The sequence below is a fragment of the Paraburkholderia sp. 2C genome (assembly GCF_054589215.1).
This window is the reverse complement of record NZ_BAAILL010000049.1, coordinates 332686-357032: the sequence shown is the minus strand read 5'-3', so window position 1 is coordinate 357032 and position 24347 is coordinate 332686. Positions and strand designations below refer to the sequence as shown.

Annotated in this window: 19 protein-coding genes and 1 pseudogene; 8 read left to right on the top strand and 12 right to left on the bottom strand. The window is 65.1% G+C overall.

The window, feature by feature from the left end; translation table 11 throughout:
• Nucleotides 1-102 precede the first annotated feature (102 nt).
• The gene (gene dnaJ / locus ACYPXD_RS25885) at nt 103-1236 is read left to right on the top strand and encodes a molecular chaperone DnaJ (RefSeq protein WP_459717857.1); all 1134 of its coding nucleotides are present in this window, start codon (nt 103-105) and stop codon (nt 1234-1236) included.
• A gap of 36 nt (nt 1237-1272) precedes the next feature.
• Entirely contained in the window at nt 1273-3204 is a 1932-nt protein-coding gene (locus ACYPXD_RS25880; RefSeq protein ID WP_459717854.1) for a chorismate-binding protein, read from the top strand.
• Nucleotides 3205-3264: 60 nt separating this feature from the next.
• Here the strand turns inward: ACYPXD_RS25880 and ACYPXD_RS25875 are convergent, their stop codons facing one another.
• The 8 genes and pseudogenes from ACYPXD_RS25875 to ACYPXD_RS25840 form a co-directional block, all read right to left on the bottom strand.
• A complete protein-coding gene (locus tag ACYPXD_RS25875; protein ID WP_459717851.1) occupies nt 3265-3399 on the bottom strand; it encodes a hypothetical protein in 135 nt (44 codons plus the stop codon).
• A 177-nt stretch (nt 3400-3576) separates the two neighbouring features.
• A complete protein-coding gene (gene panB, locus ACYPXD_RS25870; protein ID WP_459717847.1) occupies nt 3577-4392 on the bottom strand; it encodes a 3-methyl-2-oxobutanoate hydroxymethyltransferase in 816 nt (271 codons plus the stop codon).
• A gap of 52 nt (nt 4393-4444) precedes the next feature.
• Nucleotides 4445-5143 carry a deoxynucleoside kinase gene (locus tag ACYPXD_RS25865; protein WP_459717844.1) on the bottom strand — a complete coding sequence of 233 codons (699 nt, stop codon included), beginning with the start codon at nt 5141-5143 and terminating at the stop codon, nt 4445-4447.
• Nucleotides 5140-5706: a 2-amino-4-hydroxy-6-hydroxymethyldihydropteridine diphosphokinase gene (folK, locus tag ACYPXD_RS25860; protein WP_459717839.1), complete on the bottom strand. Its 567-nt coding sequence runs from the start codon at nt 5704-5706 to the stop codon at nt 5140-5142. The genes ACYPXD_RS25865 and folK overlap by 4 nt, the downstream gene beginning before the upstream one ends.
• Nucleotides 5707-5754: 48 nt before the next feature.
• Nucleotides 5755-7461: a polynucleotide adenylyltransferase PcnB gene (gene pcnB / locus ACYPXD_RS25855; RefSeq protein WP_459717834.1), complete on the bottom strand. Its 1707-nt coding sequence runs from the start codon at nt 7459-7461 to the stop codon at nt 5755-5757.
• Nucleotides 7458-8144 (bottom strand): histidinol-phosphatase, encoded by a 687-nt coding sequence (locus ACYPXD_RS25850; protein ID WP_459717831.1) that lies wholly within the window; start codon nt 8142-8144, stop codon nt 7458-7460. The genes pcnB and ACYPXD_RS25850 overlap by 4 nt, the downstream gene beginning before the upstream one ends.
• A 202-nt stretch (nt 8145-8346) precedes the next feature.
• Nucleotides 8347-9033: pseudogene (gene hda / locus ACYPXD_RS25845) on the bottom strand (DnaA regulatory inactivator Hda); the annotation flags it as partial.
• Between the two features lie 121 nt (nt 9034-9154).
• Nucleotides 9155-10231, bottom strand: coding sequence for an AI-2E family transporter (locus ACYPXD_RS25840; RefSeq protein ID WP_459717828.1), 1077 nt, complete (start codon nt 10229-10231; stop codon nt 9155-9157).
• 142 nt (nt 10232-10373) lie between these two features.
• On the opposite strand from ACYPXD_RS25840, the gene purM reads away from it, so the two are divergent.
• Nucleotides 10374-11429 carry a phosphoribosylformylglycinamidine cyclo-ligase gene (gene purM / locus ACYPXD_RS25835; RefSeq protein WP_459717825.1) on the top strand — a complete coding sequence of 352 codons (1056 nt, stop codon included), beginning with the start codon at nt 10374-10376 and terminating at the stop codon, nt 11427-11429.
• 121 nt (nt 11430-11550) lie between these two features.
• Here the strand turns inward: purM and ACYPXD_RS25830 are convergent, their stop codons facing one another.
• Nucleotides 11551-11925 (bottom strand): BON domain-containing protein, encoded by a 375-nt coding sequence (locus ACYPXD_RS25830; protein ID WP_459717822.1) that lies wholly within the window; start codon nt 11923-11925, stop codon nt 11551-11553.
• On the opposite strand from ACYPXD_RS25830, the gene ACYPXD_RS25825 reads away from it, so the two are divergent.
• The 5 genes from ACYPXD_RS25825 (at nt 11924) to ACYPXD_RS25805 (ending at nt 17292) form a co-directional block, all read left to right on the top strand.
• Nucleotides 11924-12217 carry a hypothetical protein gene (locus ACYPXD_RS25825; protein WP_459717819.1) on the top strand — a complete coding sequence of 98 codons (294 nt, stop codon included), beginning with the start codon at nt 11924-11926 and terminating at the stop codon, nt 12215-12217. The genes ACYPXD_RS25830 and ACYPXD_RS25825 overlap by 2 nt on opposite strands.
• Nucleotides 12218-12347: 130 nt before the next feature.
• Complete coding sequence (locus ACYPXD_RS25820; protein ID WP_459717817.1) at nt 12348-14525, top strand: FUSC family protein; 2178 nt, start codon at nt 12348-12350, stop codon at nt 14523-14525.
• 30 nt (nt 14526-14555) lie between these two features.
• Nucleotides 14556-14765 carry a DUF1656 domain-containing protein gene (locus tag ACYPXD_RS25815; RefSeq protein WP_459717814.1) on the top strand — a complete coding sequence of 70 codons (210 nt, stop codon included), beginning with the start codon at nt 14556-14558 and terminating at the stop codon, nt 14763-14765.
• Nucleotides 14762-15730: an efflux RND transporter periplasmic adaptor subunit gene (locus tag ACYPXD_RS25810; RefSeq protein WP_459717812.1), complete on the top strand. Its 969-nt coding sequence runs from the start codon at nt 14762-14764 to the stop codon at nt 15728-15730. The genes ACYPXD_RS25815 and ACYPXD_RS25810 overlap by 4 nt, the downstream gene beginning before the upstream one ends.
• An 86-nt stretch (nt 15731-15816) precedes the next feature.
• Nucleotides 15817-17292, top strand: a complete 1476-nt coding sequence (locus ACYPXD_RS25805; RefSeq protein WP_459718511.1) for an efflux transporter outer membrane subunit — start codon at nt 15817-15819, stop codon at nt 17290-17292.
• Between the two features lie 45 nt (nt 17293-17337).
• Here the strand turns inward: ACYPXD_RS25805 and ACYPXD_RS25800 are convergent, their stop codons facing one another.
• From ACYPXD_RS25800 to mutL, 3 genes are all read right to left on the bottom strand, one after another.
• Nucleotides 17338-20814, bottom strand: coding sequence for an enterotoxin A family protein (locus ACYPXD_RS25800; RefSeq protein ID WP_459717808.1), 3477 nt, complete (start codon nt 20812-20814; stop codon nt 17338-17340).
• 337 nt (nt 20815-21151) lie between these two features.
• Nucleotides 21152-22114, bottom strand: a complete 963-nt coding sequence (gene miaA, locus ACYPXD_RS25795) for a tRNA (adenosine(37)-N6)-dimethylallyltransferase MiaA (RefSeq protein ID WP_459717805.1) — start codon at nt 22112-22114, stop codon at nt 21152-21154.
• Nucleotides 22115-22175: 61 nt separating this feature from the next.
• Nucleotides 22176-24296 carry a DNA mismatch repair endonuclease MutL gene (mutL, locus tag ACYPXD_RS25790; RefSeq protein WP_459717802.1) on the bottom strand — a complete coding sequence of 707 codons (2121 nt, stop codon included), beginning with the start codon at nt 24294-24296 and terminating at the stop codon, nt 22176-22178.
• Nucleotides 24297-24347: the final 51 nt, after the last annotated feature.

Below are 24347 nucleotides of genomic sequence, written 5' to 3'. Positions count from 1 at the left end.
CGCACCGGTAGACAGCCGCGAAGCCAGCGCCGGACGAGTCGCTAGACTCCAGCATTCATGAGGAGCCGCCGCGTTGCAGTGCGCGGAGGGCGTTGAACCGATATGGCGAAACGGGATTACTACGAGGTTCTGGGCGTCGCGAAGAACGCGAGCGACGACGAGATCAAGAAGTCTTATCGCAAGCTCGCGATGAAGTATCACCCTGACCGCAATCCGGGCAACAAGGACGCGGAAGAGCATTTCAAGGAAGCCAAAGAGGCCTATGAAATGCTGTCGGATTCGCAGAAGCGCGCCGCGTACGACCAGTACGGCCACGCGGGCGTCGATCCGAACATGGGGGCGGCGGGCGCGCAGGGCTTCGGCGGTTTCGCCGACGCGTTCGGCGATATCTTCGGCGACATCTTCGGCCAGGCGGCCGGCGGCGGGCGCAGCGGACGTGCCGGTCCGCAGGTGTACCGCGGCGCGGACCTGCGCTACAGCATGGAAATCACGCTCGAGCAGGCGGCGCACGGCTACGACACGCAAATCCGCGTGCCGAGCTGGGTGTCGTGCGAGGTCTGCCACGGCTCGGGCGCGAAGCCCGGTACCAAGCCGGAAACCTGCCCGACCTGTAGCGGCACGGGCACCGTGCGCATGTCGCAAGGCTTCTTCAGCATCCAGCAGACGTGCCCGAAGTGCCACGGCACCGGCACGTATATTCCCGAGCCTTGCACGCACTGTCACGGCGCAGGCAAGACGAAGGAAACCAAAACGCTCGAAGTGAAGATTCCGGCCGGCATCGACGACGGCATGCGCATCCGCTCGGCCGGCAACGGCGAGCCAGGTATCAACGGCGGTCCGTCGGGCGATCTGTACGTCGAGATCCACATCAAGCCGCATTCGGTCTTCGAGCGCGACGGCGACGACCTGCATTGCCAGATGCCGATCCCGTTCACGACGGCGGCATTGGGCGGCGAGATCGAAGTGCCGACGCTCGCCGGCCGCGCGAGCTTCACGGTGCCGGAAGGCACGCAGTCGGGTAAAACGTTCCGCCTGCGCGGCAAGGGTATCAAGGGCTTGCGTTCGAGCATCGCGGGCGACCTGTACGTGCACGTACAGGTCGAGACGCCGGTCAAGCTTACCGACACGCAGCGCGATTTGCTGCAGCAATTCGAGAAGTCGCTCGTCGAAGGCGGTGCGCGACATAGTCCGCAAAGCAAGAGCTGGTTTGATCGGGTCAAGAGCTTTTTCGACTAAATTTCGAATTAGTGCAACTTGATGCCGGCGGTACCCATGGCGGTTGATGACCCGCACGCCGTATTCGCGCTTCTAGACGATTGCAACTCGACTGCGGTGCGCCGATCGAGTCGCCTGTACACGGGCTTTCGCCATGAGCGCGTCTGTACCGACCGCGCACAGCTCGATGCCGTCTGCGAGGCGGCCGCCGACGATGCCCGCCGCGGCCTCCATGCGATCGTGATCGCGGACTACGAATTCGGCCGCAACCTCGTCCTCACCAAACCGACGCAGCGCGCCAGGGTCGATTCAGAGACACCTGGCGCGTTGCGTTTTTTGTTGTTCGATCAGTGCGCGAAGCTCTCGCGCGACGAAGTCGATACATGGCTCGTGCAGCGCGACAGCGGCGCGGTCGAGCCGTCGGTCGCGGGCACGGGCGGCGTGCGCGCGAGCGTCGACTATCCCGAGTTCGAGCGCGCGATCGGCGCGATTCACGACGCGCTGCGCGCCGGCGATTCCTACCAGGTCAACTACACGTACCGGCTCGCGTTCGACGTCTTCGGCCCGCCCGCCGCGCTGTTCCGGCGGCTGCGCGCGCGGCAGACCGTGCAGTACGGCGCGCTCGTCGCCTTGCCGGACGGCCGCTGGGTAGTGTCGTGTTCGCCGGAGCTCTTTATCGAAAAGAAGAGCGGCGCGCTGCGCGCCCGCCCGATGAAGGGCACCGCGCCGCGCTCGCGCGACCCCGAGGCGGACCGCGCGGCCGCCGACTTTCTCGCTCACGATCCGAAGAACCGCGCCGAGAACGTGATGATCGTCGACCTGCTGCGCAACGATCTGTCGCGCGTCGCGGAGACCGGCTCGGTCAAGGTGCCGGCGCTGTTCTCGGTCGAGCCCTACGAATCGGTCCTGCAGATGACCTCGACGGTCACCGCGCTGCTGCGGCCTCGCACCTCGTTTGCCGATATCCTGCGCGCGCTCTTTCCCTGCGGATCGATCACCGGCGCGCCGAAGCACCAGACGATGCAGCTGATCGACGTGCTCGAAAGCACGCCGCGCGGCCTGTACACGGGCGCGATCGGCTGGCTCGATGCGCCGGCCCAGCCGATGGCGCCGGCCACGCAGCGCTGCGGCGATTTTTGCCTGTCGGTCGCGATCCGCACGCTGACGCTCGACCCGGCGCCCGGGCGTGTCAGCATCTACCACGGCACGCTAGGCATCGGCGCGGGCATCGTGCTCGACAGCGTTGCGGACGACGAATACGCGGAGTGTCAATTGAAAGCGCGTTTCCTGACCGAAGCCGATCCGGGCTTCCAGCTGTTCGAAACGATGTACGCGACCCGCGAGACGGGCGTGCGCCATCTCGACCGCCATCTCGCGCGCATCGGCGCAAGCGCCGCGTGGCTCGGCTTCCGGTTCGACGAAACCGCCGTTCGCGCGCGACTTGCCACGCACTGTGACGCGCTGCAGGCCGGCCAGCCGCACCGGATGCGGCTCGTGCTCGACAAGGGCGGCACGGTCGAGCTGACAGTGGCGCCGCTGATGCCGCTCGCCGACCAAAGCGTCGGTGTGCTGCTCGGTCCCGCACATGGGTTCGCGAATGTCCAGTCAGACGATCCGCTGCTGCATCACAAGACCACGCGACGCGCCGAATACGATCGCGGCTGGCGCGAGGCCGAAGCGATGGATGCGTTCGATACGCTGTTCTTCAACGAACGCGGCGAACTGACCGAGGGCGGCCGGTCGAACGTATTCGTGAAGCTCGAAGGGAAGTGGTGGACACCGCCGTTAGCGTGCGGCGTGCTGCCGGGCGTGATGCGCGCGGTGCTGCTCGATGACCTGAACATGGCAGCGGCCGAGCGCGTGCTGACGCGCGACGATGTGATCAAGGCCGACGCGCTTCTGATCTGCAACGCACTGCGCGGCGCATTGCCGGCGCGAATCGTCGGCTCGGATGAAGTGAGCCCGGCTGGTCAGGCTAAGTCGGATTAACGACGAAGTTCGCAACCCGGCGCGCGCAAGGCTCGCGGCAAGTCAGCTAACTCATGCGGATCAGTGCTCGCGCGCCTGCACAAGACGCGCGATCCATGCGGTGAAGCGTGCGTGCCACCTCGCATCGTGTACGTCATGCGGTGTGGCATCGTGATCGCGAATGCTTGCGACGTCGATCAGGCAGAAGGGGCTCATGTTCATCTCCTTGCGTGCGCGGCGCGCGGCCGCGGCAAAAAGAGAACGAAGATAGACGCCCGCAATTGCAGGGTGAATCGGAGCGCTCCGAATCGAGGCAAACCCGGACACCACCAACCCGGGCACGAGCCGGACACCAACCCGGGCACCAGCGCGTAGGCAAACCCGGACGCTACATCAGAACGTATGCTCCGCGGCCGGGAACAACCCATCCTTCACTTCGCGCACGTACGCTTCGATTGCCGCGAGAATGCTCGAACTGCCCTGCATGAAATCCTTGACGAAGCGCGGCCGCTTGCCGGGAAAAATCCCGAGCATGTCGTGCAGCACGAGCACCTGACCTGAACAGTCGACGCCCGCGCCGATGCCGATCGTCGGAATCTTCAACTGTTTCGTCACTTCGGCGGCGAGCCGCGACGGGACCGCCTCGATCACCATCAACTGCGCGCCGGCGTCCTGCAACGCCCGCGCATCGCGCAGCAGCTGGCTCGCGCCCGCTTCGGTCTTGCCTTGCACCTTGAAGCCGCCGAAGGCATGCACCGATTGCGGCGTGAGCCCGATATGCGCACACACGGGCACCGCGCGATCGACGAGAAACCGCACGATGTCCGCCGCCCATTCGCCGCCCTCGAGCTTCACCATCTGCGCGCCCGCGCGCATCAGCGTGACGGCGTTCGCAAACGCGTCGGCAGCCGTGCCGTAGGTGCCGAACGGCAGGTCCGCGACGATCAGCGCCGACGGACGCGCGCGCGCGACACAAGCCGTGTGGTACGCGATCTCTTCGAGCGTGACGGGCAGCGTGGTGGCCTGGCCTTGCAGTACGTTGCCGAGCGAGTCGCCGATCAGCAGCGAATCGACACCCGCATGATCGAGCAGCGATGCGAAGCTCGCGTCATAGCAGGTCAGCATCGCGATCTTTTCGCCCGCCTCGCGCATCGCCTGAAGTTTCGGCACGGTGATCGCGTTGCGGCTCGTTTCCTGCAGGTAGGTCATGGGGCAATCCGTTCGTTGAAAAGGGAAACGCAAGAAGCCAGGACCCGCGCGCTTATAGCGACGTGCCCTTGACGAAGAACTCCTTGCGGCCGCGCATCGTCTCGATACGTTCGACCAGAAGCGCAAGGTCGGCGTTCGATTCGATCGGGTTCAGATGTTCGGCATTGACGGTCAGCACCGGCGTGCGGTCGTAGTGGTAGAAGAACTCGTTGTACGCGTCGCACAGTGCCCGCAGATAGGCGTCCGAGATCTGCAGCTCCATCGGCACCGCGCGTTTCTGGATGCGCGAAAACAGCACCTCGGGGCTCGCCTGCAGATACACGACCAGATCGGGCGCCGGGCCATCGGCTTCGAGCCGCGCGGCGAGCGCGCGATACAGCTGCCACTCGTCGTCCTTCAGCGTGAGGCGCGCGAAAATGCCGTTCTTCTGCGTGATGAAATCGCTGATGAGCGGCGTGCCGGCCGCCTGCAGCGCGGCGATTTCCTGAACCTGCTGCGTGCGCTGCAGCGCAAAGCTCAACTGCGCGGGCAGCGCATAGCGCGCGGTGTCGCGGTAGAAGCGTTCGAGAAACGGGTTGTCCTGCGGCCGTTCGAACAGCATCTGCATCGACCATCGTTCGGCGAGGCGCGTGGCGAGCGATGTCTTGCCGACGCCGATCGGCCCTTCGATCGCGAGATACGCATACGGCGCTCGCGTGGCCGGCGCGGTGACCGTGAGTGGCGAGAGCGCGGTGAGCGGCGATGCGGTCATGAGCAACCGCCCTTGCCGGATTCGCCCGCCTCCTGATTGCCGCTTTTATTGCCGCTCAGCGCGGCAAGCGTGGGACACAAGCACGCGGCCTTCACCTTCTCGATGCGCTGCGCCGCAACCGCTTCGAGGAAGTCTTGCGCGCGGCCGCGTTGCGGAATGATCAGCGACGGCTCGATTTCGACGAGCGGCACGAGCGCGAACGCGCGCTCGGTCAGCCGCGGATGCGGCACGGTCAGGTCCGGTTCGTCGATGCAATGCTCGCCAAACAGCAGGATGTCGAGATCGAGCGTGCGCGGCGCATTGCGATACGGCCGTTCGCGGCCGAAGTGAGTTTCGATCTTGTGGCAAAGCGCGAGCAGATGCCGCACCGGCAACGCCGTCTCGAGCTTCACGGCGAGGTTGAAATAGTCATCGCCGCCCGCGTCGATGGGGGCAGTGCGATACAGGCTGGACTTCGCGAGCACGGTGATCGCGTGCTGCTGTGCGAGGCACACCACCGCGTCTTTCAGGGTCTGGCGCGCATCCCCGAGGTTTGCGCCGAGGCCCAGATAGGCAACCGTCATGGCATCACTTCCTACGACTTTCGTTCGACGGCTTCCGCCGGAACCGCGTCAGTCTTCGTGCGTGCCGTTCGGGCTCACATCCTTGACTTCGCTGTTTCCTGCGGGCGTGCCGCCCTCCATACCGTCGCCCGCCTTGCGGTTTCTGGCGCCACCTCCGCGCCGCCGTCGTTTTCTGGGCGTCCGGTCCTTCCCGCCTTGCGTGAGCAATGCTTCGCGCGCGGCAGCGTCTCCGTTGATGAATTCCGTCCACCACGTAGCGACCGATTCGTCCAGTTCACCGGATTCGCTGCGCAGCAGGAGGAAATCATACCCCGCTCTAAATCTTTGGTGTTCGATCAGCTTCAGCGCGCTGCGGCCGGAGCGCCGTTCGAGACGCATCTGCAGCCCCCAGATCTCGCGCATATCGGACGAGAAGCGCTTGTGAATGGCGAGCTTCTCGGTTTGCATATCGAGCACGTCGTCCATCGCGCGATGCAGCGCCGGCACAGGATACTCGCCCTTCGCTTCGTATTGCTGCCAGCGTTGCTGCACGTCGTGCCACAACAGCGTGGCGAACAGGAAGCCCGGCGACACCGGCTTGCCCGCCATCACGCGCGCATCGGTCTTGTTGAGCGCAAGCGTAATGAAGCGCTCGCCGTGCGGCTGCTCGAGCACGACATCGAGCAGCGGCAACAGCCCATGATGCAGGCCTTCCTTGCGCAGCCGCTGCAGGCAGGCGAGCGCATGGCCCGACAGCAGCAGCTTCAGCATCTCGTCGAAGAGACGCGCCGCAGGCACATTGTTGATCAGATCCGCAAGCGACGTGATCGGCGCGCGCGTCGCATCGTCGATCTCGAAGCCGAGCTTCGCCGCGAAGCGCACGACGCGCAGCATCCGCACCGGGTCTTCGCGATAACGCGTCGCCGGATCGCCGATCATGCGCAACAGGCGCGCGCGAATGTCGGCCATCCCGTTGTGATAATCGAGCACCGTCTGCGTCGCGGGGTCGTAATACATTGCGTTGATCGTGAAGTCGCGGCGCGTCGCGTCTTCGTGCTGCTCGCCCCACACATTGTCGCGCAGCACGCGTCCGCTTGCATCGACCGCATGCGTACGGCGATCGAGTTCGTCCCGCTTCAAGCGCCGCGGCGGTGCGGCAGCGGGCGCAGGCGCATCGGCCTCGGGCCCGGCCGCATCGGCAGGCGCAGCCGCGGCGGCCGCCGGGGGATCGACCAAGGCGCGGAACGTCGATGTCTCGATGATTTCCTGGCCAAACTGCACATGCACGATCTGGAAACGCCGCCCGATGATGCGCGCGCGGCGAAACAGCCGTTGCACCTGCTCGGGTGTCGCGTCGGTCGCGACGTCGAAGTCCTTCGGCGCGATGCCGAGCAGCAGGTCGCGCACCGCGCCGCCGACGATAAACGCGCGAAAGCCCGCCTGCTGCAGGCCTTCGGTAACGCGGACCGCATTTCGGGAGATCAGTGTGGGGTCGATGCCGTGAATGTCCGACGCGATGATCACGGGCAGGTTCGGGTCTCGTGCGCCTTCCCTGGCGGCGGTGCCGGCGTTGCCGGACCGCGCGGGCTTGCGGCGCGAGCGGGTTGCGGAGGAAGCGGAAGGAGAAGCCGGCGCGCCGCGCGGCGACCGATTCTCGACGCGTTCGGCCGCAGCGCTGTCTTCTTCGTGCAGAGGCTCGGACGGGTCTTCGTCGGCGAGGTTGTCGGCGTCGGCCCGGTCTTGCCCGAACAGCTTGCGAATGAGTTTTTTGATCACGTCGTCTGGAATAGTTCGAGGATGCGCCAGCCGTGCGTCTGCGCATACTCGCGCAGCGTGTCGTCCGGATTGGTCGCGATCGGGTCGGTGACCTTTTCGAGCAGCGGGATGTCGTTATGCGAATCGCTGTAGAAGTAGCTGCGCTCGAAATCCGACCATGTTTTGCCGAGCGAAGCGAGCCATGCTTCGGTGCGCACGATCTTGCCTTCGCGGTAGCTCGGCGTGCCGGTCGGGCGGCCCGTATAGGCCGATGCCGGATGACCGTCGATGGTTTCCACCTCGCACGCGATGAGCTTGTCGACGCCGAACACTTCGGCGATCGGCGCGGTGATGAACTCGTTCGTGGCGGTGACCATGCAGCAGAGGTCGCCCGCATCGCGGTGCTCGCGCACGAGTTCCATCGCGGCCGGCACGATGGCCGGTTTGATCACCTCATGCATGTACTGGTCGTGCCATGCCTTCAGCTGTTCGCGCGAATGCTTCGCAAGCGGGGTGAGCATGGCGACGAGATACGCGTGAATATCGAGCTTGCCGGCTTTATAGTCGGCATAGAAGCGGTCGTTTTCACGCGCGAAATTGTCAGCGTCGACGATGCCGAGTTTCACCATGAAGCGGCCCCATTCGTGGTCGCTGTCGGTGGGAATGAGCGTGTGATCGAGATCGAAAAGTGCGAGATTAGCCATGGGGGCCTATTTTACTTGAAGCGGCCTGATCGGATAGCCGAAACGGCGCGTCCGGGTCGTGTAGGCCTGATGGGCCCGTGTCCGCGCCGCCGGCCTTGCCGCCGCTTTCGCTGGCCGGGTCGCCGCCGGTCGGGCTGCTGTCGGTTGGGCTGACGCGTGCAACGTCCGGCGCGGTGGGAACGGAAGCAGGCGCGAGCGTCGAGTCGGGCGAGGCCAGCATCGTGCGCAACAGCGGCAGCGTCACCGCGCGCTTCTGCTCGAGCGAAAAGCGGTCGAGCGCGTCGAAGAGCGCCATCAGGCTCGGCATATCGCGGCGAAAATGCGTGAGCAGATAGGCGGGCACGTCGTCGGCGAGCGCGATGCCGCGCTCGTGCGCCGCGTGCTTCAGCACCGCGGCCTTGCCTTCGTCGGAAAGCGGCGCGAGATGGAACACGAGGCCCCAGCCGAGGCGCGTGCGCAGGTCTTCGCGTACCGCGAGCCCGAGCGGCGCCGCGTTGCCGGTCGCGACCAGCGCGCTGGACGGATGCGCGCGCACTTCGTTGAACAGATTGAAGAGCGCGATCTGCTGCGCGTCCGACAGCGCGTCGCAATCGTCGATCGCATAGAGCGTGACACGCGCATCGAAGGCGAACGCGTCGAGGCCGCTGGGCGGGCCCGCGTAGCGCACGTGGCCCGGCGCCGCTTCATGCGCGAGCGCCTGCAGCAGATGGGTGCGGCCGCTGCCCGTTTCGCCCCACACATAGAACGTGCGGTCCGCGACGGGGCCGGCCGCCAGCGCGGCATCGAGCCCGCGCAGGCGCGTGACCAGCTCGTCATTCGCGCCGGCGAAGAAGTTGTCGAAGGTCGATGGCGGCGGCGTGCCGAGATCGAGCGTAAGTTGGCGCAGCACAGTAGTCGATAAAGAGAAGGCCAGTCGGTTCCGCGGCAAGCCGCATGCGCCTGTCGCGAGGCGGGAGGTGAATGCGCAAGCGACGCGAACGCGGCGCCGCGGCGCGCTTTGTCCGTCGGCGTCAGTTCTTGTAAAGCGTGCTCGACAGATAGCTTTGCCGCAGTTCGCGCCACGCGACGGACAGAATCGCGCTTACCGGCAGCGCGAGCAGCACGCCGAAAAAGCCGAACAATTGACCGAACGCGAGCAACGCGAAAATCACGGCGAGCGGATGCAGGCCGATGCGTTCGCCGACCAGACGCGGCGTCAGGATAAAACTCTCGAGAATCTGGCCGACGCCGTACACCACGGCCACCGCGCCGATCCCATACCAGCTGCCGAACTGCAGCAGCGCGGCGACGAGCGCGAGGATCAGGCCCGTTGCAAAACCGATGTAGGGAATAAATACCGCAAGACCGGTAAATATGCCGACCGGCAGCGCGATCTCGAACCCGGCGGCCCATAGCGCGACCGAATAATAGACTGCGAGCACGCCCATCACGAGCAACTGGCCGCGCAGGTATTGCGACAGCATCTGGTCCATGTCGTGCGACATCTGCACCGTCTTCACGAGCCAGCGGCGCGGAATGAAGTGCGTGATGCGGCGGGTCATCGCGTTCCAGTCGTACAGCAGGTAGAACAGCACGAGCGGCACCATCACGAGATTGCCGACCACGTCGAGCATCAGGTTGCTGCTCGTGCGGATCGACGTCCACGCGTAGATCACAACGGTCTGCGCGCTGCCTTCGAGCTGGTTCGTGACGAGATCGCGAATGCTCGCGAAATCGAGCGAATCGGCGAGGCCGAGGACATCGAGCTTCGGCTGCAGCCACTGGTGCAGGTGCGAGATCATCACGGGCACCTGCTGGCGCAATTGCGGCACTTCCTTCTGCACGACGACGAGTACCAGCAGCACGAGGCCGGTCACCATCAGCGTGAAGAAGAGCATCATCAGCAACGCGGCGAGGCCCTTCGGCACGCGATGGCGTCTGAGCCACGAGACGCCCGGATGCAGGATGTAAGCGAGGATCGCGCCGAGCAGAAACGGGGTGAGCACCGGGCTCAACAGCCACAGAAGAATGCCGGTGACGAGCGCGATGGCGAACCAGATCATCGCGCGCCGCTGATACGGCGTAAAAATCGGAGCGTTCTGCTGCAAGATAAACTTTTCCTCGTCTTCCTGGGTGGGCTTTACCCGCCGGTCCCGCAGCGTAAATGGCGCGTATACCGGGGGAAGAATTCCAGCCCGCGGGCCGGCATCAGGTAAAATCGCATTTTACCGACCTTCTCGCGCTTTCCTTATGAATCAACCGAAATCCGCTCCTGACGCTCAAGGTTTGTCGTATCGTGACGCCGGCGTGGACATCGAAGCAGGCGATGCCCTTGTCGATGCGATCAAGCCCTTTGCCAAGAGAACGCTGCGTGACGGCGTGCTGGCCGGCATCGGCGGTTTCGGTGCGCTGTTCGAGGTGCCGAAGAAATATCGCGAGCCCGTGCTCGTGTCGGGCACCGACGGCGTCGGCACGAAGCTCAAGCTTGCCTTCCACCTGAACCGGCACGACACGGTCGGCCAGGATCTCGTCGCGATGAGCGTCAACGATATCCTCGTGCAAGGCGCCGAGCCGCTCTTCTTCCTCGACTATTTCGCGTGCGGCAAGCTCGAAGTCGGCACGGCCGCAACGGTCGTCAAGGGCATTGCGTATGGCTGCGAGCTTGCGGGCTGCGCGCTGATCGGCGGCGAAACGGCTGAAATGCCGGGCATGTACCCCGATGGCGAATACGATCTCGCGGGCTTTGCGGTCGGCGCGGTCGAAAAGAGCAAGATCATCGACGGCAGCACGATCGCCGTGGGCGATGTCGTGCTGGGCCTCGCGTCGAGCGGCATTCATTCGAACGGCTACTCGCTCGTGCGCAAGATCATCGAGCGCGCGAATCCCGATCTCACCGCCGATTTCGACGGCCGCCCGCTCGCGGATGCGCTGATGGCGCCCACGCGCATCTACGTGAAGTCGATGCTCGCGCTGATGCAACAGGTCACGGTGAAGGGCATGGCGCACATCACCGGCGGCGGCCTTGTCGAAAACATTCCGCGCGTGCTGAGAGCAGGGTTCACCGCCGAGCTCGATCATCGCGCATGGCCGCTGCCGCCGCTCTTCGCGTGGCTGCAGAAGCACGGCGGCGTCGCCGACGCCGAGATGCATCGCGTGTTCAACTGCGGCATCGGCATGGCCGTGATCGTTTCCGCGCAGGATGCGAAGCAGGCTATTGGCCTGCTGTCCGCCGCGGGCGAGCAGGTGTGGCAGATCGGCACCGTGCGGCAAAGCAAGGAAGGCGAGGCGCAGACGGTTGTCGTTTAACGGCGATCGGCGCGGTAGCTAAGGCAACCGAGGCAACCGGGGCAACTGCCTCAGCATTGCATTCGACAAAAAACGGCACGCAAGCGCGTGCCGTTTTTTATTTCAATCCCTCGCTTCGACTTCAATCGTCGGACTCGGGCCGCAGAATGAGGAGATTCTGCACCGAAGTCACGCCCGCCACCTTGCCGGCGATCTCAGTTGCGGACGCAATCATGCTCTGGTCGGGCACTGCCCCGATCAGCGCGACCTTGCTGCCTTTCGCGCGAATCAGGATATCGGTCGTATCGATCTTCGCATGGGTGAGCGCGACGCGGACGTCGCGCTCGAGCTTGTGGTTGGCGTGACGCAGGCTCGCTCGCGTCGGGTGCGACGCGGGCGGCGGCGCTTCGGCGGCCGGCGCGGTCTGCGTTTCCGATGCTGCCTGCGCGTCTTGCGCGAACGCGGCATTGCTCCATATCGATGTCGCCGCAACGGCGGCGGCGCACGCGATCGTCATGCAGGTTGCGACGCGCTTTCGGCTTGACTTCGTCTGGCTCACGGTTGACTCCTTGCATATGGCAAATGCGGCTAAAGATGCGATTGCGGCAATGGCGATGCTGACAATGTGCATCCGCAACGAAACCGGCGTTTGTGCCGGGCAACCGGAAATGACGAGTTCGCACGGAGACCGCTCGCGCCGCGAGAACCGCCCTGTGCGCCGCTGCAGCGGTGTCGAAGACGCGCTGCAGCGTGGCCGAAAGGCATCTGCAATCCATGCACCGCCGGCACCAGAAACCGTGCGAATCTGAAATAGCAGTGCGTGGCGGGAAACGCGTTGTTTCGCGACAGGACAGACTTGCGTGACCCGTCGGGCTCGGCGCCTATGCGCCTCTCACGCCGACTCCGATAAACCAAGAACGACACGACGCGCAAACCCTCATGACCAACCCGTCCGCTCGCGACTGGCTGTTTTCGGTCAAGACTTTCGTGGCCGGGATGCTCGCGTTATATATCGCGCTCGCCGTGCCGCTGCCACGGCCGTCGTGGGCGCTGGCGTCGGTCTATATCGTGTCGAACCCGTTCGTCGGCGCCACGCGCTCGAAGGCGATGTTCCGCGCGATCGGCACCGTGATCGGCGCGGCGATGTCGGTCGCGCTGGTGCCGCCGTTCGTCGAGTCGCCGTACCTGTTCAGCGTGCTCGTCGCACTGTGGACCGCGACCATGCTCTACCTGTCGCTGTCGGATCGCAGCGCGCGCTCGTACGTATTCGTGCTCGCGGGCTTTACGTTGCCGCTCGTCGCGTTTCCGACCGTGACGAATCCGACGACCATCTTCGATGTCGCGATCGCGCGCACCGAGGAAATCCTGCTCGGCATCATCTGCGCGAGCGTGGTCGGTTCGATCCTGTTTCCGAGCCGCCTTGCGCCGACGCTGATCGCGCGCACCGACTCCTGGTTTGCCGACGCCGCGCAGTTTGCCCGTGCCGCGCTGTCGGCGCGCTCCCACGACGTCGTGCAACTGCCGGTGCAGCAACGGCTGGCCTCGACCGTCAAGGCGCTCGACGTGCTGCTCTCGCAACTGACTTACGATCATGCGAGCCCGGAAGTCGTCTCGCGCGCGTACACGTTGCGCGAGCGCATGCAGCTGTTCCTGCCGGTGCTGGCGGCGGTGGCCGACCCGCTTGCCGCGTTCCGGCGCTCGGCGGCCATCGCGCGCGTGCCGGAGTTCGAGCCCCTGCTTGCCGACGTGGGCGCGTGGATCAATGCGCCATTGCGCCGCGAAGAGAGCGTGTCGGTGATCGGCGATCCCGAAGCGACGAGCTTGCGCGCGCGGATCGCCGCGCTGCGCGTGAGCGTGCCGCGCACGCTTGCGCCATGGGACGGCGCGCTGCTGTCGAACGCGCTGTGGCGCGTGCAGATGGCCATCGACATCTGGCAGGACTGCCGCGAACTGCGCGCGCTGTTCGATCAGCCCGACGGCAGCTGGCATCCGCGCTTCCGGCATTGGCGCGTGAACGGCGAGCAAACCTTTGTGGACCACGGCTTCATGCTGTTTTCGTCGGCCACCGTGGCCTGCTTCGTGGTCGTCGCCTGCAGCCTGTGGATTGCCTCCGGCTGGCACGACGGCGCGAACGCGGTGTTTATCGCGACGGTCGCATGCTGCTTCTTCGCGGGCCTCGACGAACCCGCGCCGGCGATCTTCCGGTTCTTCGTCGCCAACATCGTGTCGGTGATTCTGTCGGGCATCTATCTGTTCGTCGTGCTGCCCGACGTCCATAACTTCGAAACGCTGGTGCTCGTCTTCGCGGTGCCGTTCCTCGCGATCGGCACACTGATCGCGCATCCGAAATTCAATGCGGTTGCTGCGGTGATCGCGCTCTTCACCGCGACCTTCATCAGCCTCGCCGGCTCGTACGACGGAGACTTCCTGGTCTTTACGAATACCACGTCCGCGTCGCTTGCGGGCATCGTGTTCGCGTTTGTCTGGACCCAGGTGACGCGGCCGTTCGGCGTCGAGTTCTTCGCGCAGCGGCTGATCCGCGCGACCTGGGCCGACGTCGCGCGCTCCGCGTCCGGGCAGCCGATCTCCGATGAGCGCACGTTTTTCTCGCGCATGCTCGACCGCCTGATGCAGGTGCTGCCGCGGGTCTCGACGTCGGGCCCGCATCATCATCCTTCGGTCGAAACGTTTCGCGACTTGCGTGTCGCGTCGAACTCGCTCGATTTGCGTCACTACCGCGAGGGCGTCGCCGCCGACATGAGCGAGCAGCTCGACCGCGTGCTGACCAACGTGCGCACCTACTACGAGCTCTGCGTCGCGCGGCGCACACGCCAGCCGGTGCCGCGCGGGCTCATCGAAGCGATCGACGCCGCGCTGGCGCGCATCTCGCAGCGGGCGGCGGGGACAACTGCGGGGACAACTGCGGGGACAACTGGAGGCACAACGGCGGGGACCGCCGCAGGCGAGAGCACGCCGTCCTCGTTCTCGACCGAGATCCGTCTGCGCGATGCGGTGCACGCGCTGGTCGGTCTGCGCCTGTCGCTTGCGCCGCTCGCGGCGGGCGTGCCGGCCGCGCCGGGCGGCCTCGCGGGCGCGGGCCCGGCGCCCACCGCATGAACGCCACACCTTGAACCCAAAGAGAAAGTCATGATCGGGGAAGTCAATATCGTCGGCGTGTTCGTACCCGCCGTGCTGGTGCTGATGCTGGTCGCGTATCTGATCAAGCGCGGCGTCGTCGCGCTGCTCGCGCTGACCGGCTTCTATCGCTTCGTCTGGCACCGGGCGGCGTTCGATTTCTGCATCTACGTGTTCATCTTCGGCGCGGTCGTCGTCCTAACGAAGCGGTTCGTCGCGTGAAACAGATCTCGGTGTTCTCCGTCATCCTGACGCTGATCGCGACCGTCGCCGCCGCGCTGGTGCTATGGAAGGTGATCGACTACTACATGTTCTCGCCGTGGACGCGCGACGGCCGCGTGCGCGCCGATATCGTGCAGATCTCGCCGGACATCTCCGGCTGGATTACCGATATCCGCGTGGTCGATAACCAGCCGGTGCGAAAAGGCCAGGTGCTGTTCGTGATCGACGAGGCGCGCTACGGGCTCGCGTATCGCGAGGCGGTCGCGACGCTCGCGCAGCGCAAGGCGACCTACGACGAAGCGCGCCGCGAGGACGTGCGCAACCAGCAACTGGGCAACCTCGTTGCGCTCGAGGTTCTGCAACAAAGCCACGCGCGCGCGATCGAGGCGCGCGCGCAGATGGATCTCGCGCAGGTCGCGCTCGATACCGCGCGCCTGAACCTGCAGCGCACGACGATCGTCAGCCCCGTCGACGGCTACGTGAACGACCGCGCGCCGCGGCCGAACGAATACGCGACCGCGGGCCACGCCGTGCTGTCGGTTGTCGATGCGCATTCGTTCCGCGTCGACGGCTACTTCGAAGAGACGAAGATGCGGCATATCCGCATCGGACAGGAAGTCGATATCGCGGTGATGGGCGAGCCGAAGCTGTTGCGCGGCCACGTGGTCAGCATCGTCGCCGCGATCGAGGACCGCGACCGCACGAACAGCACGCCGAACCTGCTGCCGAACGTCGACCCGGCGTTCAGCTGGGTCCGGCTTGCGCAGCGCATTCCGGTGCGCGTCGCGCTCGACGAAGTGCCGCAGGACTTCCAGATGATCGCCGGACGGACCGCGACGGTGCTGGTCCGCGGGCCGGAGCTGCGGGCGGTCGGCAAGGGCGCGGTATCGGCGCCCGATGCCGCGTCGGGGCCGCAGTCGCGCTTCGAATTGTGGTTCGAGCGCCTGATCGGAGCGCTCAGATGAACGCGCATGCGCGCTGTGCGGAGCGGGCGGCCGTGCGCCATCGCGCATCCGTTATCGCGCGTACCGTGCCGCGCGGCGCGGCACGCATGGCGTTGTCCGCGCTTGGGTTCGCCTTCGCCGCATTGCTCGCCGGCTGCACGGTCGGACCGAACTATTCGCTGCCGAAGGACGCGCTCGTCAACTCGAACTTCGCGAATGCGCCGATCGAAGGCTCGAACGACCCGCTCGTCACACAGCAGCCGGTGCCGCCGAACTGGTGGCGGCTCTACGACGACCCGGTGCTGAACGGTCTGGTCGAAGACGCGCTGGCCGAGAACCGCGACTTGCGCGTCGCGGTCGCGAATCTCGCGGCCTCGCGCGCCGAAGTGCAGTTTGCGCGCGAGCAGGACGGATTCTCCGGCGACGCATCGGGGACCGTTCAATATTCGCAGCTTTCGCCCGAACAGTTCCTGACCGACAAGATTCCACCGCAGACCTTGGCTGTGCTCGGCTTTAACGTGTCGTACGAACTCGATCTCTTCGGCAAGCTGCGGCGCGGCGTCGAAGCCGCGAAGGCCGACGACGATGCCGTCGAAGCGGCGCGCGATCTCGTGCGCATCACGGTCGTCGCGGACGTCGTGCGTTCGTACGTGGAGAACTGCGCGGCGGCGGAAGAGCTCGCGATCGCGCAGCATTCGCTTGCGCTCGAACGCGAGCGCGTCGACGTCTCGCAGCGGCTTTTCCAGGCGGGCCGCGGCAACGAACCGGACGTCACGCGCGGCATCACGCAGCGTGACACGATTGCCGCCGAGATTCCGCGCTTCATGTTGCGCCAGCGCGTCGCGCAATATCGGCTCGCGATGCTGCTCGCGCGCTCGCCGCAGGACCTGCCGCCCGCCGCGAAGAACTGCGCGAAGCTGCCGCAGATGGGCGAGCTGCCGGTCGGCGATGGCGCCGCGCTGCTCAAGCGGCGGCCCGACGTACGCGAGGCGGAGCGCAAGCTCGCGGCATCGACCGCGCGCATCGGCGTCGCGACGGCGGCGCTGTACCCGACAATCAGCCTTGGCGCGAGCGCGGGCTTCAACGGGCTCGCATCCGATATCGGCACCGCGCCGACCGCGTACTATTCGGTCGGTCCGCTGATCAGCTGGGTATTTCCGGTGAACGGGCAGCGCGCGAAGGTGCACGAAGCCGAGGCATCGACGGCCGCATCGCTCGCGCATTTCGATTCGGTCGTGCTCAATGCGCTGCGCGAAACCGAGTCCGCGCTTGCCACCTACAGCTTCGATACCGAGCGCGCGCAGGTTCTCGAAACGGCCTTGCAGTCGGCGCGCAAGTCGGCCGATCAGACCCATCAGTTGTACACGAGCGGCCGCGAGTCGTTTATTTCGGACCTCGATGCGACGCGCACGCTCACATCAGTCGACGCGCAGGTCGCCGCGGCGCGCTCGACGGTCGCCGTCGACCGGGTCAATCTGTTTCTCGCGCTCGGCGGCGGGTGGGAAGAAGAGGAGCAGGGCGGGACGAAGGAAGGGGCGCAAGGCGGTGCGAACAAAGGGGTGCAGCAGGCTGCGCACGAATAGTGGCGCGTATCCCATCGGCGATTGATCTGCGCGGCTCGCGCGTCGTCAGCGGCGCTTCGACGGGTCCTGCGCGAGCAACTGCTCCTTTAAACGCCTGAATCGTTTGCTCTCGTCGTTGATACGTTGCCACACCTCCTCAGGGACATGATAGTTGGATGTCAGTGGACTGAACGTGGAAGCAATTTGCTTCTTCCTCGCTGGATCGACGGTGACCGACCACACCGGTCTGCCGTCGATCTGCGAGACGAGCAGCCGATTGGAGCCGGAAGCAGTCGCAATGAATCCGTCGTTGAACAGCCATGCCGCATTGGCGCTGCTCAGGGAGTCGATGATTTTTCCAACGGTGGCCGGACTCTTCTTTTCAGGCCCCCATGCACCCGGGTAGAGGAGAAACGGGCCCGAAGGAAACCCCGGCAGTTCGGTAACGAAATGTGTCGTGCCAGGCGGCAACGCGGCACGCGGATTCTCGTAAAACCGGGACAATTCTTCCGGGCCGCCTGCCCGATATCCGGTGAAGCTCGAACGCGGCAGCGGAACCGTAACCGGGTGGTTCGAAGAGTCGTACAGGATCCAGCGTTGGCGTGCGTCCACACTGCCGATCCGATCGGCGGCCAGCCATTGAAAGAGGGGGCGCTCCACATAGGGTGTGTAGGCATACCGCGGCTCAGTCAGCAGTTTTCGGTCTTGCGTGTGCATCAGAACGCCATAGAACGCGTGCCTCCTATACCCGAATACACCGTTCGGATTATTCTTGTCGCCGGGTTGAGCGCCTATATAGGCGTTACCGCCGCTGTCGATGCGAATCACCTTCGTATAGTCGCTCGACGAATGGAAGCGACCGTCGGATCCATAAACGAATCGGGTCGTGCCGTTGTCGTTCCAGCCGTTGACCGACACGTAGCCATTTCTGAATGCGAGCTTCACGGAGCCTTGTCCATTTGCGTTCTGCCATACCGGCTTGACCGTGACGGGCCCTCTGTAGTCTTCATGGCGCTGTTGAAGAAGTTCGAGGTGCTCGACCTGCGCGCGCGCCTGATCGAGGAAGCGGGCCGCGGTCAGTTCGGGAGATTCGTTGGGGCGATATATCGTCTTCCCGTTGACCGCTATCGGGCTGACGAACGGTGAGTGTTTGACATCGCTCCACGCCGGGTTGTCCGCGGCGAAACGGGCCAGTTGCGGTTGATCGCGCGAGGTCGCCGTGTAGTCGAAGATATCCCATCGATAATCGGGATTGGTCTTGTACTCGGCGAGCTTGCCATTCGTGACCTGTTGCCAGCCGCGGATTTGTGTCCACCCTATGTATCCCATTGCTGCGGCTTCGTGACTGTCGTGGCTGATGGTCATTCCGGTGGATGAACGGTCGGACCTCGTATGCTCATCGCCAAGGCTGGCCCTCACGTCCACCATATTCGGCGTTGGAGCAGCGTAGTAAATGTAGCCGTTGGGTCCGATGGCGGCCATGTGGGCTTGAGCAGTCGTCCGATCATGGAACGTTGCCAGGTATCCGCCACCGTCGATGTTTGCCGGGTCGGACGACATCATCTGGTTATGCAGATCCAGATTGACGTTTCCCAGCGGGGTATGGGTAGCGTATACGCCGCCGTCATGCTTCAACTGATCGGGCGACACGGTTGACGGTCGGAAAACGGTTTTCAGAGACGGTTTGAGCGGCTGATCCGTCGATCGCGCGGCCAATTCGCGAAAGCCGCTATTCCAACCCGATGGTCCCGGCTGGTCATAGTCGGGCAGCGGCGCCAGATGAGGAACGTCCGTTGGAATCGTCCACTGTCGGGCGTCCTGACCGAGCACGTCCCGAATGGTGCGAGTGGGCGCCGGGCGAGCGCCCGGCGCGATCCCGGCAATGCCGATACGGCTACGCGCGTCCGCATAGTAATAGGTGGTGACGGACCGCACTCCGCCGAACCCCGGATACCCCTCTTCAAACAGGCCGTTAATCCCCTGAGTCAGGGCATGGAAGCCGCGGTACTGAAATACGCCGGCAGTCGGGTCGTAGATCTGATAGATGTCGTTTTCGTCACTGGAAGATGGGTTCAAACGCGGGCTCAGATGCTGAATCGCGATGGTATGCAGTCTGTTCGCGTTTCCGAAGTTCAGGCTGGCCATCATCATGGGTTGCGTCTCCAGTGTGGTGCCATCGCTCGACACGCGCCTCTGCGAGAAGTGTTCGCGAAGCTCCGCCAGGAACTGATCGCGGTCTATCCTGACTCCCCCGGGTTGAGTCTCGTAGCCTGCGATGTCCTGTGGGATGTAGTTGATTGCCCCGCCTCTTCCGCCGTTCGCATACAACATCGATTCCATCGGTGGCCGGCGCCCGGGGTCGCTCAAATAACCACCGATATCGTTCACAGCGCCGAGCAGGTCGGCGGTGGCGCCGGAAGCCACCTGGCGGACGGCCGTGGACGTGAGTCCTAACGCGTAAGGGGTCGTAGGACCGAAGCCGGGGCCGGACCCGAGAATTTCGGAACTGTTGAACGTCGCGGTGGAACTGGATCGTGACACGCCCCGCGAATACGCGTGGTGGGTGGTATCGAAATTCAACCAGGTATCCGCGGCATTCGGCGGTAAGTTCGATGTGGCCTGAGAACAACCGGCAAACGGAGATCCCGACGCTTTGACAAGTGGGCCGGATGAAGCGCCCGAAGAAGGCTCTGTCGGATAGCCAGGAGGATTGAGCGCAGATGTGCCTCGAGGTTGATAGGTGTAGAAGACCGTCCGCGTCAGGCCGATTGCCGCGCGGTCTTCTCCGTATGGATTGCGATAGATATTTCTTAGGCCTATCTGCATCGCGTTGAGATCCGGATAACTGAATACTCCGAAAGCCGGGTCATACACCTCGAACTGGTTCGACGCGAGGCGCTGAATCAGGATCATATGTGCGTCATGAAGCCTGGGTGGGTCTTGAGGTTTTTCTCCCTTGAGATACAGCTTCATGCCGAGGACCGCAAACTGGTTCTGGGCAAATCCACGCCCGTCGTTGCGCACCACCGGGTCGCTGAAGCCTCGTAAGAGATACTCGAAGAACTCCTCGTTCGGCAGGAAGGAGCGCTCTGAGGCTTGCGGCTGATTGCCCGCGACGTTCGTCTGAAAGTCTCCGACAGGCGGTCTCGCGATACCGAAGTTTCCATAGACGTCGGAGCAGTTCTGCACTTCGCGCAACCATGCCGGACGCGTGGCAGGGTTTTGGAGTCCGGGAACCATGCCGTTTGTAACGGCGCTCACGATGTCAGGGTATTGACCGTTCAGTATCGATTCGAGAAGAACGGTTGTGGTCCCGGCGCAAGTATTTTCAAACGGATTAGGAGACGAAGATCGATCAAACCCGATTGCCCGTTCCAACGTGTCGATAGACAACGGAAGAAAATTACTGGCTGTTTGCGCGTACGCGTATCCGGTGACATTCCGGGCGGGCCAGAAGTCGGCACGGTCGGGGTTACCGTTGCCACCGGCGGTGGGAGGCTGCGTGCATTGTCTGACGGGCCGCGAACCGGCCGGTGTGGACACGGTGCCAGGCTGTTGCGGCCCCGACGAGGAATGGATCGCTGTGCGCGCTTGAGATGGACTCGACAGATCGAATCGGAGCCGGCTTTGCGATTGTCGCGATTTGCGTGTTGGTACAGACTGATCCGCAAGCCGTGGATGCTCGACTGGCGAGTCGTAGGCATGCGCTGTACTTACGCTGGTTTCAGAACAACGCATCGATCCCTCCGCCGGAAAAAATCGTCTGTGTCCTTTTTCGCGTGGCAGCGGAGCGGAACACATATGACCATGAAACCGCGAACGGCCGGTCAGGCGGTAGTGGGGGAGTAATGAAGTCAGCCGGCGTTCGGCCCGCGAGCGTCTACGACCGAGCGTCGACGATCGGCTCCAGCGCGTGCAGCGCCTGTTCGGTCGCATCGGGCGCGCAGCAGTCGATCACGATCCGTTCCGGCATCGCGCGCAGCCAGGTCAATTGCCGCTTGCACAACTGCCGCGTCGCGAAGACGCCTTTGTCGCGCATCGTCGCGTAGTCGGTGGCGCCGTCGAGATACGCCCACGCCTGCCGGTAGCCGACACAGCGCATCGACGGCAGACCCGCATGCAGATCGCCGCGCGCGCGCAGCCGTTGCACTTCATCGATAAAGCCGGCCGCGAGCATCGCATCGAAACGCTGTGCGATACGCGCATGCAGCACGCCGCGATCCGACGGCTCGAGCGCGACCGGCACGAAGCGATAACGCGCCGCGGCGGGATCGTCGCGCGCAGGCGCCGCGAGCAGCGCGGACATCGGCTGGCCGGTCAGCATGAATACTTCGAGCGCGCGCTGGATGCGTTGCGAGTCGTTCGGTGCAAGCCGCGCGGCCGTTTGCGGATCGACGGCGGCGAGGCGCGCGTGCAGCGCGGGCCAGCCGTCGCGCGCGGCATCGGCTTCGAGTTCGGCGCGCAGCGCGGCATCGGCGGCGGGCAAGTCGTTGAGCCCTTGCGTCAACGCCTTGAAGTACAGCATCGTGCCGCCGACGAGCAGCGGCACCCGGCCTCGTGCGACGATCGCATCGATGGCGCGCAATGCATCGGCGCGGAAGTCGGAGGCCGAATACGCGTCGGCCGGATCGACGATGTCGATCAGATGATGCGGCACCTGCGCGCGCTCTTCCGCGCTGGGCTTCGCAGTGCCGATATCCATGCCGCGATAGACGAGCGCCGAATCGACGCTGACGATTTCCGCCGGCCGCCGCGCCGCGAAGGCGAGCGCCGCCGCGGTCTTGCCCGATGCGGTGGGGCCGAGCAGGCAGGCGATGGCAAGCGGGGCGGCGACGCGTGTCATAGCGGAGCGCTCATGGCGTCATTGCATACAACCGTTGCGCGCGCATCGATCTGCGACGCGCTCACTGGCCACGCATGAAAAGGCGATCGAGGTCGGACAGCGTCAGCTGATACCACGTCGGCCGCCCGTGATTGCATTGATCCGCGCGTTCGGTGGCTTCCATCTGCCGCAGCAGCGCATTCATTTCGTCGAGCGAGAGGCGCCGGTTCGCGCGCACCGCGTGATGGCATGCAAGCGTGCCGAGCAGCTCATGCTGACGCTCGGTCAGCACGCGCGAGCCGCCAAACGCATGCAAGTCGGACAGCACGGCGCGCGCGAGCGCGGGCAGGTCCGCATCTTTCAGCAGCGCGGGGACGGCGCGGATCGCGAGGGTGGTCGGCGACAGCACGGCGAGGTCGAAGCCGAGTGCATCGAGCGTTTCGCGCTCTTCCTCGACGATGCCGATTTCGACCGGATCGGCCGGCATCGACTGCGGAATCAGCAGCGGCTGCACGGCGATGGTCCGATCGGCGAGTGCGTTCTTGAATTGCTCGTAGAGGATGCGTTCGTGCGCCGCATGCATATCGACGATCACGAGCCCGCGCGCATTCTGCGCGAGCACGTAGATGCCGTGGATCTGGCCGAGCGCGAAACCGAGCGGCTGATCGTCGGAGGCATCGAATGTGCCGAATGTGTCGAATCGGGCGGCGGCGCCGGGCGGCAGCGCGGCGAACGGCGATCTCGTGTCGTCGGTATCGCGCGCGATGGGCGCTGTCGATGCATCGAACGCCGTCGCACCGTACGGCGAACCGGACGAAGCCGCGGCGCCGGTGTCCTTGCGGCCGAACAGCGCGTCGTAGAGCGCCAGCGGCTGCGCGACCGGCAACGTGCCCTGGCGCATCCGCGCATCGCGCATCCATGTCGTCCCCGACGGCGGCGCCTGGCTGCCGAAGCGGCTGCCGCCGCCCGACGACGCTGCGCCGCCGCCGGCGAAGCCACCACCGCCCCCGCCTTCGGTTGCGCCACCGAGCGGCGTCGACCCAAACGACCCCGGCCGCCCAAGCGGTTCGAGATGCGCGGCATGGCCGCCTGCGGTCGTCTCCGGCGACGCGCCCGCATGGCGCGCGAGCGCGCGCTGCACCGCGTGGAACACGAACTGGTGAATCGAGCGCGAATCGCGAAAGCGTACTTCGATCTTCGACGGATGCACGTTGACGTCGACCGCCTCGGGTGGCAGATCGAGAAACAGCACATACGACGGGTAACGGTCGCCGTGCAGCACGTCTTCATACGCGGCGCGCACGGCGTGCGTGAGCAGCTTGTCGCGCACGAAGCGGCCGTTCACGAAAAAGTACTGCTGGTCGGCGCGGCCGCGGCTCGCGGTCGGCAGGCCGGCGCAGCCGTATACGGCGAGCGGCCCGGCCGCTTCGTCGAGCGGCAGGTGCGCGGTGGCGAACGCCTCGCCGAGAATCTTCGCAACGCGCGCCGCCGGATCGCTCGCGTTCCAGTGTTCGACCGCGCGGCCGTTGTGCAGCACCGAAATCGCGACGTCGGGCCGCGCAAGCGCGACACGGCGGACCATTTCGATGCAATGGCCAAGTTCGGTCTGTTCGCTCTTCAGGAATTTGCGGCGCGCCGGCGTGTTGAAGTACAGCTCGCGCACTTCGATCGTTGTGCCTTGCGTGCCGGCCGCGGGCGTGAGCGCGCCCGTGCTCGCGTCGATGCGCGTCGCGTGCGGCGCGTCGCCGATGCGGCTGGTAATGGCCATGTCCGACACCGATGCGATCGACGCCAGCGCCTCGCCGCGAAACCCGAGCGTCGCGACCGCTTCGAGCTCCGCGAGCGAGCGGATCTTGCTCGTCGCGTGGCGCGTCAGCGCGAGCGCCAGTTCGGCTTCGGGGATGCCGCAGCCGTCGTCGGTAATCGAAATGCGTTTGACGCCGCCTTCGTCGAGCAGGATGCGCAGCGTGGTCGCGCCGGCGTCGAGCGCATTCTCGAGCAGCTCCTTGACGACCGATGCGGGACGCTCGACCACTTCGCCGGCGGCGATCTGGCTGATCAACTGATCGGGCAGGGGCTGGATCGGGCGCGGCGCGCGTGCCGCGCGCACATCGCGGGAGGGGGCGGCGGCGACCGGAGCTTGCGCGGGCGCGGTAGAGGCGCCTGCGGCCGTGTCGTCTGACGGTTCGCGGAATTCGGACATGGCGGAATTATAGCGATTCGCCGCGCGACGACCGTCAGCCGATCGCCGTCC